This is a genomic window from Neoaquamicrobium sediminum, from assembly GCF_013240295.1.
Taxonomy (GTDB): domain Bacteria; phylum Pseudomonadota; class Alphaproteobacteria; order Rhizobiales; family Rhizobiaceae; genus Aerobium; species Aerobium sediminum.
Genome location: NZ_JABETK010000002.1, coordinates 1,390,982 through 1,403,237, shown reverse-complemented (window position 1 = coordinate 1,403,237; position 12,256 = coordinate 1,390,982). Strand labels below are relative to the sequence as shown.

Annotated in this window: 8 protein-coding genes and 2 pseudogenes; all 10 read left to right on the top strand. The window is 64.3% G+C overall.

Features of this window, described 5'->3' with window-relative positions; translation table 11 throughout:
- Nucleotides 1–5 precede the first annotated feature (5 nt).
- The 10 genes and pseudogenes from ftsL (at nucleotide 6) to murB (ending at nucleotide 12,185) form a co-directional block, all read left to right on the top strand.
- The gene (ftsL, locus tag HK436_RS18770; protein ID WP_173192181.1) at nucleotides 6–380 is read left to right on the top strand and encodes a cell division protein FtsL; all 375 of its coding nucleotides are present in this window, start codon (nucleotides 6–8) and stop codon (nucleotides 378–380) included.
- Nucleotides 377–2,095 (top strand): peptidoglycan D,D-transpeptidase FtsI family protein, encoded by a 1,719-nt coding sequence (locus HK436_RS18765; protein WP_173192179.1) that lies wholly within the window; start codon nucleotides 377–379, stop codon nucleotides 2,093–2,095. Before ftsL ends, HK436_RS18765 begins: the two co-directional genes overlap by 4 nt.
- A 48-nt stretch (nucleotides 2,096–2,143) precedes the next feature.
- The gene (locus HK436_RS18760) at nucleotides 2,144–3,595 is read left to right on the top strand and encodes a UDP-N-acetylmuramoyl-L-alanyl-D-glutamate--2,6-diaminopimelate ligase (RefSeq protein WP_173192178.1); all 1,452 of its coding nucleotides are present in this window, start codon (nucleotides 2,144–2,146) and stop codon (nucleotides 3,593–3,595) included.
- Nucleotides 3,592–5,036 (top strand): annotated as a pseudogene (locus HK436_RS18755) (UDP-N-acetylmuramoylalanyl-D-glutamyl-2,6-diaminopimelate--D-alanyl-D-alanine ligase). Before HK436_RS18760 ends, HK436_RS18755 begins: the two are co-directional and overlap by 4 nt.
- Nucleotides 5,037–5,058: 22 nt before the next feature.
- The gene (mraY, locus tag HK436_RS18750) at nucleotides 5,059–6,141 is read left to right on the top strand and encodes a phospho-N-acetylmuramoyl-pentapeptide-transferase (protein ID WP_173192176.1); all 1,083 of its coding nucleotides are present in this window, start codon (nucleotides 5,059–5,061) and stop codon (nucleotides 6,139–6,141) included.
- 3 nt (nucleotides 6,142–6,144) lie between these two features.
- Nucleotides 6,145–7,544, top strand: a pseudogene (gene murD / locus HK436_RS18745) (UDP-N-acetylmuramoyl-L-alanine--D-glutamate ligase).
- Nucleotides 7,544–8,698: a putative lipid II flippase FtsW gene (ftsW, locus tag HK436_RS18740; protein WP_173192174.1), complete on the top strand. Its 1,155-nt coding sequence runs from the start codon at nucleotides 7,544–7,546 to the stop codon at nucleotides 8,696–8,698. Before murD ends, ftsW begins: the two are co-directional and overlap by 1 nt.
- Entirely contained in the window at nucleotides 8,699–9,823 is a 1,125-nt protein-coding gene (gene murG, locus HK436_RS18735) for an undecaprenyldiphospho-muramoylpentapeptide beta-N-acetylglucosaminyltransferase (RefSeq protein WP_173192172.1), read from the top strand. It begins immediately after the preceding gene.
- A complete protein-coding gene (gene murC, locus HK436_RS18730) occupies nucleotides 9,820–11,223 on the top strand; it encodes a UDP-N-acetylmuramate--L-alanine ligase (protein ID WP_173192170.1) in 1,404 nt (467 codons plus the stop codon). The genes murG and murC overlap by 4 nt, the downstream gene beginning before the upstream one ends.
- Entirely contained in the window at nucleotides 11,220–12,185 is a 966-nt protein-coding gene (murB, locus tag HK436_RS18725) for a UDP-N-acetylmuramate dehydrogenase (RefSeq protein WP_173192168.1), read from the top strand. Before murC ends, murB begins: the two co-directional genes overlap by 4 nt.
- Nucleotides 12,186–12,256 lie beyond the last annotated feature (71 nt).

Sequence of the window (12,256 nt, the reverse complement as noted above, 5' to 3'; positions counted from 1 at the left end):
TCGCCATGTTCAGAACCACCGACCTAGTGCTGATCGCGGTGATGGTCTCAGCCGCGGCGTTCACCTACACGACCAAGCACGCAGCCGAAGCCGAGCTTTCCAAGCTGCGCAAGCTCGAGGCGGCGATCCGCTTCGAGGAGGAAACGATCGACGTGCTCAAGGCCGACTGGAGCCTGCTGACGCAGCCGTCTCGCCTGCAGAGACTTGCCGAGACCTATCAATCGGAGCTGGAGCTCGTGCCTGTCGAGCCTTACCAGATTGCCGATATCGACGACCTGCCGATACGGCCGGTCGAGATCGAGGACTTCATCAACGAAAACCTTGGCGGCATGGCCGATAGCGGCATCGATGCAACCACCACCGGCGGGGTCGTGCAATGATCGGCCGCTGGCGCGCAAAAAAGGAAGCCGAAGAGCAGGATAGCGGCTCGGGTCGGATCGTTGTCGACGGTATCGGCAAGTCGACGGGCGGGCGGGCCCGGACCCGTATTCTGATCACCATGGCGGTCTTCTTCGCCGTCTACGGCGTGATTGCCGGCCGTCTCACCTATCTCGGGTTCCAGGATCTGGAAGAGGGTGGTCCCGGCCCGTCACGCGTCACGGCATCGCGCCCGGACATTGTCGACCGCAATGGCGAGGTCCTGGCGACCGACATCAACACTGCATCGCTCTACGCCGAGCCGCGCCGCATCGTCGACGCAGACGAGGCGCTCGAGAAGCTGCTGACCGTGCTTCCCGACCTTAACATCGAGCAGACCTACAACCGTCTGCAGAGCGACGCCGGGTTCATCTGGCTGCGCCGCCAGCTTTCGCCCCGCCAGCAGCAGGCGATCATGCAGCTTGGCATACCGGGCATCGGGTTCCGGACCGAGAAGCGCCGCTTCTATCCCGGTGGCGCCACCGCATCCCACATCGTCGGCCTCGTGAATGTCGATAACAAGGGGATCGCGGGCATGGAGAAATATATCGACGACCAGGGGCTCGCGGATTTGCAGGCGACAGGCCTGGCCGTTGCCAAGGACCTTGAGCCGGTCCGGCTGTCCATCGACCTGCGCGTCCAGCATGTCGTGCGCGATGAAATCGTGCGGGCGATGGAAAGTTACCGCGCTCTTTCGGCCGGAGCCGTCGTCATGGATGTGCGTACTGGCGAAGTCCTTGCGATGGCGTCGGTGCCGGATTTCGATCCAAACAATCCATACAATGCGCATGACAAGGACAGGCTCAATCGCATGTCCGCCGGCGTCTACGAGATGGGTTCGACGATCAAGAGCTTCACGACCGCCATGGCGCTGGATTCCGGCAAAGTGACGATGGAGAGCAGATTCGACGCCACCAGGCCGATCGTAGTCGGCGGACGCAGGATTCGCGATTTCCACGGCAAGGGCCGCGTGCTGACGGTTCCGGAGGTGTTTATCTACTCTTCCAATATCGGTTCGGCCAAGGAAGCCGACGTTGTCGGCATCGAAGGGCATCGCGAATTTCTCTATCGCCTCGGTCTGCTCAGCCGCATGGATACCGAGTTGCCCGAGGTCGCCCGGCCAACGGAACCGAAGGTTTGGAAGAAGGTACACTCCATCACCGCAGCCTTCGGGCACGGCTTCTCGACCACGCCGTTGCAAACGGCGGTCGGTGTTTCCGCGCTGGTCAATGGCGGCTATCTGATGCCGCCGACATTTCTGATACGCAATCAGGACCAGGCGATGGCGTCGGCTACCAAGGTTGTTAGTGATTATACGGTCGACGGGATGCGCTACCTATATAATCTGAATGCCGAGAAGGGCTCCGGCAAGCGCGGCACCGTTCCCGGTTACCGGGTCGGTGGGAAGACCGGGACCGCCGAGAAGGTGGTCAACGGCCGCTATTCCAACGAAAAGAATTTCAACGCTTTCGTGGCCGTTTTCCCGATGGACAATCCGCAATACATCGTGCTGACCGTCATTGACGAGCCGAAGCGAGAGAACTCGACGCGCTCTGCGACCGCCGGTGTTACCGCCGCGCCGCTCGCGTCGAACATCATCCGCCGCTCTGCCGCCATGCTTGGCGTAAAGCCCGATTTCGGCCATGAAAGTAGCGCCCTTTTGGTGTCCTCACAGTGATTCTCGGGGATTGCGGGGGCGTCCACGTATTCGGACCAATGGAATTTGATGAAGCTCAGCCAGTTTTCCGGTTTCCTGCCCGTCCCCGGCGCCTTGGGCGAAATCGAGGTTGCGGGGATATCGTCGGATTCGCGCCGGGTTGAACCCGGCTTTCTGTTCGCCGCCCTGCAAGGGACGCGTGCGGACGGCGCATCCTTCGTGGCCGACGCAGTGAAGCGCGGCGCAGCCGCTGTCATTGCGGCGCGCGGCTCGCTGACCACCGATCCCGGCGTGCCGGTGATTGCGATCGATGATCCGCGCCAGGCGCTGGCGCTTGCCGCTGCCATTTTCCACGGCGTGCAGCCGGAAACGATGGTGGCCGTGACGGGTACCAGCGGCAAGACCTCCGTGGCGTCCTTCACCCGGCAGATATGGGAACATGCCGGTTTGGCGGCCGCGTCCATCGGCACGACCGGCGTCGTTGCGCCGGGCCGCGAGGAATACGGCTCCCTGACCACACCAGACCCGGTAACGCTCCACCTGCTGCTGGCCGAACTGGCAAGCGCCGGCGTCACCCATGCCGCGATGGAAGCATCGAGCCACGGCCTCGACCAGCGACGGCTGGACGGGGTGCGCCTGGCCGCCGGCGGGTTCACCAATCTCGGTCGCGACCACATGGATTATCATCCGACGGTCGAGGAATATCATGCCGCCAAGATGCGGCTCTTTACCGAGTTGCTGCCAAAAGGCGCGCCGGCAGTCGTCTTTGCCGACGATGCATGGTCACGGCCGACGATCGACGCCGCGCGCGGTGCCGGCCTAGAGGTGCTGACCGTTGGCCGCAAGGGCGATTTCCTGCAGCTCAAGCGGGTTGAACACGAACGGTTCCGCCAGCGGGCGGAGATCGCCACAGGTGGTGAGATTTACGAAATCGATCTGCCGTTGGCCGGGGATTTCCAGATCGCCAACGCATTGGTGGCAGCGGGGCTCGCCATCTCGACCGGGCTTGAGGCGGGCAAGGCGCTGATGGCTCTGGAAGGATTGAAAGGCGCGTCGGGCAGGCTGGAACACGTCGGCACAACGCCGGAAGGCGCGCCGGTCTATGTCGACTACGCCCACAAACCGGATGCGCTTGAGAACGTGCTGAAGGCGGTGAGGCCTTTCACGACCGGGCGTGTTCTGGTCGTCTTCGGTTGCGGCGGCGATCGTGACAGGGGCAAGCGCCCGATCATGGGCGAGATCGCAACGCGGCTGGCGGACATCTCCATCGTCACCGACGACAATCCGCGCTCCGAGGAGCCGGCGGCGATCCGTGCGGCGATCATGGAGGCGGCACCCGGCGCCATCGAGATCGGCGATCGCCGTCATGCGATCCGCGAGGCGATCGCGATGCTGCATGCGGGCGACACGCTCGTCGTGGCCGGCAAGGGGCACGAGGAAGGCCAGACCGTCGGCGACGTGACGCTTCCGTTCTCGGATCACGCCGAGGTGCGGGCCGCCCTTACGGAGCGCGCCGCATGAGCCTCCTGTGGCGCAGCCAGGCACTTGCAGGGGCGATGAACGGCAGGCCCGTGGGCGCGATGCCCGAAGGTGTGACCGGCATCTCGATCGACACGCGCACGTTGAAGCCGGGCGACGCCTTTTTCGCGATCAAGGGTGACCGGTTCGACGGGCACGACTTCGCGACCGCCGCGCTCAAGGCCGGGGCAGGGTTGCTCGTTGTTGCCGAAAGCAGGCTGCCGGCGCTGGGCCGCATCACTGCCCCAATGATCGTGGTGCCGGATGTCATGGTGGCACTCGAGGCCGTCGGAGTGGCGGCGCGCGCGCGCGCCAAGGCAAAAATCATCGGCGTCACCGGTTCGGTCGGCAAGACGACGACGAAGGAAGCGCTGCGCTGCGCGCTGGGGGCGGTCGGCTCGGTCCACGCGTCGCCCCAATCCTTCAACAACCATTGGGGTGTGCCGCTGACGCTGGCGAGAATGCCGGAAGATTGCGACTATGCCGTCTTCGAGATCGGCATGAGCAATCCGGGCGAAATCCGCCAGCTCGTGAAATATGTGCGGCCGCACATCGCCCTGATAACCGCCATCGCGCCGGCCCATCTCGGGGCGTTCAAGAGCATCGAGGACATCGCGCGGGCCAAGGCCGAGATTTTCGAGGGTCTGGAGCCCGGCGGCCACGCGCTCATCAATCGTGACGATCGCCAATGGAAGCTGCTCGACAAGGCCGCGCGCGATCTCGGCGTCGAGCATATCTGGAGCTTCGGCGAGCATGCCCGCGCGACCTTCCGGCTTGCGGGTTGCCAACTCGGCGGCGAAAGCTCGCGCATCGTCGTGAAGATGGCCGGACAGGAACTGTCGCTGACGGTTGGCGCGCCGGGCCGTCATATGGTTCAGAACGTGCTTGCCGTGCTCGGGGCCGCCTATCTGGCTGGTGCCGATGTCACAAAGGCAGCACCGGCGCTGGCGCAGTTCGAGGCCGAACGCGGCCGTGGCCGGCGTTATGCGCTCGGGCATCCTGCCGGCGGCGAGATCGTCGTCATCGACGAAAGCTACAACGCCAATCCCGTGTCCATGAAGGCGGCGCTCGACCTGCTGGGCACTGCATCCGTGCCGCCCGGGGCCGCCGGATAGCGGTTCTGGGCGACATGCTGGAGCTCGGCGTGCATTCGAGAAAGCTGCATGAGGCGCTTGCGGGACCGATCGCAAAGTCCGGAGCCGATATCATCCTGCTGGGCGGCTCCGAGATTGGGGCGCTCGCCGCTTCGTTGCCCGATGAGGCCGCCGCGCAGCATCGGCCCAGCGCCGACGAGTTGAAGCCGCTGCTGATGGAGACGGTTCGGCCCGGCGACGTGATCATGGTCAAGTCTTCCAAGAGCGCCGGGTTCTCAAAGCTCGTGGAGGCACTGCTAGAGAAATTTCCCGCGGCGGCTTCGGCCGGCCGCATTGCCAGAGAAGCCTGAGAGACGTCGGGGGACGCCGCCAATGCTGTTGCTGCTCGTTGGACTTGCCGACCATTTCTCGGCCTTCAACGTTTTTCGATACATCACCTTCCGCACCGGCGGGGCGTTGATCACGTCAGCGCTGATCGTTTTCATGTTCGGGCCTGCGATCATCAACTCCCTGCGCATCCGCCAAGGCAGGGGCCAGCCGATCCGCGCCGATGGCCCGCAGACGCATTTCAAGAAGGCCGGAACGCCCACGATGGGCGGTCTCATGATGCTCACCGGCATCATCGGTTCGGTGCTGCTGTGGGGCAATCTGTCAAGCCCGCTGGTCTGGGTCGTGATGCTGGTGACACTGGGCTTCGGCGCGATCGGCTTCTATGACGACTATCTGAAGGTCACGAAGCAGTCGCATCTGGGCTTCTCCGGCAAAATCCGCTTGCTGATCGAGTTCATCGTCGCCGGCATCGCCGCATACGTCATCATGCGGACCGGGACCGAGCCGTTCTCATCTTCGCTGACCTTTCCCTTCGTCAAAGACTTTGTCCTCCACCTCGGCATCTTCTTCGTGCCTTTCGCTGCCTTCGTGATGGTAGGTGCCGGCAACGCGGTGAACATGACCGACGGGCTGGACGGCCTCGCAATCGTGCCGGTGATGGTCGCGGCCGCCTCTTTCGGCGTGATCGCATATCTCGCCGGTAACGCGGTCTTTGCTGATTATCTGCAGATCCACTTCACGCCCGGCACCGGCGAGCTTTCAGTCGTGCTTGGCGCCGTCATCGGCGCCGGCCTCGGCTTCCTGTGGTTCAATGCGCCACCCGCTGCGATCTTCATGGGCGATACCGGCTCGCTAGCGCTGGGCGGGCTCATCGGCGCGGTCGCCGTGGCCGCGAAGCACGAGATCGTTCTGGCTATCATCGGCGGCCTCTTCGTGGTCGAGATCATGTCGGTGATCATTCAGGTCGCCTGGTTCAAGCTGACCGGCAAGCGGGTCTTCCTGATGGCGCCGATCCACCATCATTTCGAGAAGCTTGGCTGGACGGAGAGCCAGGTGGTTATCCGGTTCTGGATCATCGCCGTCATCCTGGCCCTCATCGGCCTTTCGACGCTCAAGCTGAGGTAGTCGATGATTCCGGTCACCACACTCAGCGGACGCAAGGTCGCCCTTTTCGGTCTTGGCGGATCGGGGATCGCGACCGCGCGCGCCCTCGCCGAGGGTGGCGCTGCCGTCACCGCGTGGGACGACAACCCCGAAAGCGTGGCGCGTGCCGAGCGCGAAGGCATCACCGTCGCCAATCTGCGCGAGGTCGACTGGTCGGAATTTGCATCGTTCGTGCTGTCACCCGGCGTGCCGCTGACTCATCCCAAGCCGCACTGGACCGTCGAGCTTGCGCGTGGGGCGAGTGTCGAGATCATCGGAGACATCGAACTGTTTTCACGCGAGCGTGCCGCGCGCTGCCCCGATGCGCCCTTCATCGCCGTCACCGGCACCAACGGCAAGTCGACGACCACCGCGCTGATCGCCCACATTCTCGCCGCCGCTGGCCGTGACGCCCAGATGGGTGGCAATATCGGTCGCGCGGTGATGACGCTCGACCCGCCTGCGCGCGACCGGTTTCACGTCGTCGAGTGCTCCTCCTACCAGATCGAACTCGCGCCATCGCTGAACCCCAGCGCGGGTATCCTGCTCAACCTGACGCCCGACCATCTCGACCGGCACGGCACGATGCAGCGCTATGCCGAGATCAAGGAGCGGTTGGTCGCGGGGAGCGACACCGCCATAATCGGTGTGGACGATTCATATTGCGCGCAGATCGCCGACCGCCTCGAGCGGGTGGGCAAGGAGGTGATCCGGATCTCCAAGCGCCTGCCGCTGACGGACGGCTATTTCGCCGACGGGACCGATCTGATGGAGGCCGTGCGCGGGCAATACAGCCGCATTGGCTTCCTCGAAGGCATCGGCTCGCTGCGTGGCCTGCACAATGCGCAGAACGCGCTGGCGGCGGTCGCTGCCTGCCTTAAGGTCGGGCTCGACCTCGGGGAAATACAGTCGGGGCTCGAAAGCTTCCCCGGGCTGGCGCACCGCATGGAGCAGGTCGGCCGCCGCGCCGCGTCATCTTCGTAAACGACTCCAAGGCGACCAATGCCGATGCGGCGGCCCCGGCGCTTTCGAGTTTCCAGCGCATCTACTGGATTGCCGGCGGCCTGCCCAAGGAGGGCGGCATAGACAGCCTGCGCTCCTTCTTCCCGCGTGTCGCGAAGGCCTACCTGATCGGCGAGGCCGCGCCGCAGTTTTCGGCAACGCTCGGTGATGCGGCGCCCTATGAAATATCCGGCACGCTCGACGCCGCGCTTCAGCATGCCGCCGAGGATGCGGCGCGTGACGAGGCCGCCGAGGCGGTGGTGCTGCTTTCGCCTGCCTGCGCCAGCTTCGATCAATACCGCAACTTTGAAATCAGGGGCGATGCCTTCCGCGACGCGGTGCTCGCGCTTGATGGAATCGTGCCTTTTGGAGGGAAACGCTGATGGTCAGTCGTATCGACAGAGGTCCCGTCGCGAACTGGTGGTGGACGGTCGACCGATGGTTCTTCGCCGCGTTCCTGACCCTTATGGGGCTCGGTATCGTCCTGTCCTTCGCGGCCAGCCCTGCGGTGGCCGAGCGGATCGGTCTCGACAGCTATCACTTCGTGACGCGACAGATGATGTTCATGCTGCCGGCCGTCGTGATCATGATCGGCGTCTCGTTCCTCAACGCACGACAGGTGCGACGGCTGGCGCTTGTCATGCTGACCGGCTCGCTGGTGCTGATGGTTGCTGCGCTCTACTTCGGCATCGAGATCAAGGGATCGCGACGCTGGATTCACATCCTGGGCATCTCGGTGCAGCCCTCCGAATACATGAAACCGGGCTTTGTCATCATCTGCGCATGGCTCTTTTCCGAGCATGCAAGGCGGCCCGACGTTCCGGGCAATCTCTTCGCCATAATACTTCTCGGCCTCGTGCTGGCGCTGCTGGTGGCGCAACCCGATCTCGGGCAATCACTGCTGGTGCTGGCGACGTGGGGTGTCATGTTCTTCATGGCGGGCATGCCATGGTTCTGGATCGCTGTTTTGGGCGGTGCGGCGATGGGTATCGGCGTCGCGGCCTACACGACCTTTCCGCACGTGGCTGCGCGTATCGACCGTTTCGTCACCGGCGAGGGCGACACGTTCCAGGTCGATATGGGACGCGAGGCACTGGTGCGTGGCGGCTGGCTCGGGCAGGGGCCGGGCGAAGGCAGCGTCAAGCGCATCCTGCCGGATAGCCACACCGACTTCGTCTTCTCGGTCGCAGGTGAGGAGTTTGGGCTGATCGTCTGTTTGCTGATTGCCATGCTTTTTGCGTTCGTGGTCCTGCGCGGCCTGTCGCACTCGATGAAGGAGAGTGACGAGTTCTCGCGCTACGCGGTTTCGGGCCTCGTCGTGCTGTTCGGGCTCCAGTCGATCATCAACATGGGCGTCAACCTGCAGCTTCTTCCGGCCAAGGGCATGACGCTGCCGTTCATCTCCTACGGCGGCTCGTCGCTCGTCGCGGTGGCGATTTCGATGGGCATGGTGCTCGCGCTCACCCGGAAGGACCCGCAGAAACGGATGCGTATCGGCTCGCACACATTGATCCGCACCGTGCAGCCGGCGGAATAGATGGCGAAGGGCGTTATTCTGCTGTCGGCCGGCGGCACGGGCGGACACCTGTTTCCGGCCGAAGCGCTGGCGCATGAGCTGATCGCGCGCGGCTGGGCGGTGCATCTGGCAACCGACGGTCGCGCCGAACGCTATGCCGGTTCGTTTCCGGCTACGGAAATCCACACCATCCCGTCGGCGACGATCGGCTCCAGAAACCCTGTTGCGCTCGCCAGGGCGTTCTGGACCATCTGGCAGGGTGCGCGCGAGGCCGGACGGATCATGGCGCGCATTTCGCCCAAGGCGGTGATCGGCTTTGGCGGCTATCCGACGCTGCCACCGCTGTGGGCGGCCACGCGGCGGGGACTACTGACTATCGTCCACGAGCAGAACGCTGTGATGGGCAGGGCGAACAAGGCGCTGGCTGGTCGCGTGACGGCTATCGCCGGCGGCTTCCTGAAGCCCGAAGGGGCTTATGCGGGCAAGATCGTGCCTGTGGGCAACCCTGTCCGCTCCGCGGTGCTGGAGGCGGCGCGCATGCCTTTCGCGGCGCCAGCGGGAGACGAGCCCATCCGGTTGCTCGTCTTTGGCGGTAGCCAGGGCGCGCGCTTCTTTTCCGATACGGTTCCCGAAGCAGTGGCCAAATTGCCCGAGGCGCTACGTGCCCGATTGCGCATCGTCCAGCAGGCGCGGCCGGAGGACGAGGTGCGGGTCCGCGACGCCTATGCAGAGCTCGGCGTGCAGGCCGAGGTGTCGCCGTTCTTCGCCGATCTGCCGGCCCATATGGCCGCTGCCCATCTGGTGGTCGCGCGCGGCGGGGCCTCGACCGTGCTGGAACTTTCGGTTCTCGGGCGGCCTTCCATTCTCGTGCCGCTGCCGCACGCCCTGGACGACGACCAGGGCCATAATGCGCGCATACTGGTCGAGGCCGGCGGTGCGCTGATGCGGCGCCAGAACGAGATCGACGCGGCAAGCTTGGCAAGCGACATGGCCGGGCTGCTCAACGATCCGGGAAAGCTTTCGAAGATGGCTGCAGACGCGGGGTCGGTGGGCCGAACGGACGCCACGCGGTTGCTTGCGGACCTTGCAGAGGCTATTGCCTCGGGCGAATCCGTCGAAGCGTTCAAGGGAAGGATGCAGGCATGAAGATGCCGCAGACAATCGGCGTCGTGCATTTCATTGGCATCGGCGGTATCGGCATGAGCGGCATAGCCGAGGTGCTGCACAATCTCGGCTACTCTGTGCAGGGCTCCGACCAGGCAGACAGCGCCAATGTGCAGCGCCTGCGCGACAAGGGAATCGCCTGCTTCGTCGGCCATGCGGCGGAAAATCTCGGCGCGGCCGAGGTCGTGGTCGTCTCCACCGCGGTGAAGAAGAACAATCCCGAACTCGTCGCCGCTCGCGAAAAACTGCTGCCGATCGTGCGGCGCGCGGAGATGCTTGCCGAACTGATGCGCTTCCGCAATGCGATCGCCATCGGCGGCACCCATGGCAAGACGACGACGACATCCATGGTGGCAACGCTGCTCGATGCCGGCGGGCTCGATCCGACCGTCGTCAATGGCGGCATCATCAATGCCTACGGCACCAATGCCCGCATGGGTGCGGGCGATTGGATGGTGGTGGAAGCCGACGAGAGCGACGGCACGTTCCTCAAGCTGCCTGCCGACATCGCGGTTGTCACAAACATCGATCCAGAGCATCTCGACCACTACGGCTCGTTCGACAAGGTGCGCGAGGCGTTCGCCAGCTTCGTCGAGAACGTGCCGTTCTACGGCTTCGGCGTCATGTGCATCGACCATCCCGAGGTGCAGGCGCTGGTGAGCCGCATCGAGGACCGCCGTGTCGTGACCTATGGCGAGAACAAGCAGGCCGACATTCGTTTTTCCAACATGCACATGGACGGCGCGACATCCGTGTTCGACGTGACCATCCGCGACCGCAAGACGGGCGGTGTTGAGGACATCACCGGCCTGCGGCTGCCGATGCCTGGCCGTCACAACGTTTCCAATGCCACGGCCGCGATTGCTGTCGCCCACGAGCTCGGACTTTCGGCGGATGACATCCGGCGCGGCCTGTCATCCTTCGGCGGCGTCAAGCGACGCTTCACGCATACCGGGTCGTGGAATGGCGTCGAGATATTCGACGACTACGGGCACCATCCGGTCGAGATCAAGGCGGTGCTGAGGGCGGCCCGCGAGGCGTGCAAGGGGCGTGTGATCGCGGTGGCCCAGCCGCACCGGTTCACCCGGCTGCGCGACCTTTTCGACGATTTCGCAGCCTGCTTCAACGATGCTGACACGGTCCTCCTCGCGCCGGTCTATGCAGCGGGCGAAGATGCCATAGAGGGTGTCAGCTCGGAGGCGCTGGTTTCGCGCATTCGTGCCGGCGGTCATCGCGATGCCCGTCATATCGACGGCCCTGAGGCGATCGCGCCACTGGTGCGTGAGCTGGCGCGCGAAGGCGATTTCGTCGTGCTCCTGGGAGCCGGCAACATCACGCAGTGGGCATACGCGCTTCCGAAGGAACTGGAAGGGGCGTCATGACGACCGGCGCAGCTCTTCTCGAGCGGCTTGGCGATCTGGCCGGCACCGTGCGCGGCCGGCTGACGCCGGATGCGCCGATGGACGCCATCACTTGGTTTCGCGCCGGTGGTGCTGCGGACCTGCTGTTCCAGCCGGCCGACGAGGAGGACCTGTCGGCCTTTCTGAAGGGGCTCCCGCTGGACGTTCCCGTTACCGTGGTTGGAATCGGCTCCAACCTGCTCGTCCGCGAAGGCGGGATTCGCGGGGTCGTGGTTCGCCTTTCCGCAAAGGGATTCGGCAGTGTCGAGGCGATCGGCGCGAATCGGCTTCGTGCCGGCGCAGCGACGCCCGACAAACGTGTGGCGGCTGCAGCACTGGAGGCGGGGCTCGGCGGCTTTCATTTCTATCACGGCATACCTGGCGCGATCGGCGGTGCGCTGCGGATGAATGCCGGCGCCAACGGCGTCGAGACCCGCGAGCGCGTTGTATCCGTGCGCGCGCTCGACCGGCAGGGCAATGCGCATGAGTTCAGCAATGCGGATATGGGCTACGCCTATCGGCATTCGTCTGCGGCACCGGACCTGATTTTCGTCGGAGCAGAGTTCGAGGGCTACCCGGAGGATCGCGAGGCGGTCAAGGCGGCGATGGATGCGGTGCAGACCCATCGCGAGACGGTGCAGCCGATTCGCGAGAAGACCGGCGGTTCCACCTTCAAGAACCCCGAAGGCACCTCGGCCTGGAAGGAAGTCGACAAGGCTGGATGCCGCGGGCTGATGATCGGCGGGGCACAGATGTCGCCGATGCACTGCAATTTCATGATCAACACAGGTTCTGCGACGGGCTACGACCTGGAGTTCCTCGGCGAGACCGTGCGTGCCCGTGTGCTCGAAAATTCAGGCATCCGCCTCGAATGGGAAATCAAGCGTATCGGCGATTTCAAACCCGGTCGCGAAGTGCAGCCTTACCTCGGTCAGCTGCTTTAGCGCGCACTATTTTCGACCCCGTAGAAGCGGTTCTGTTTCAAAAAGTGAATCGCTTCGAATCTCAAGGGCTT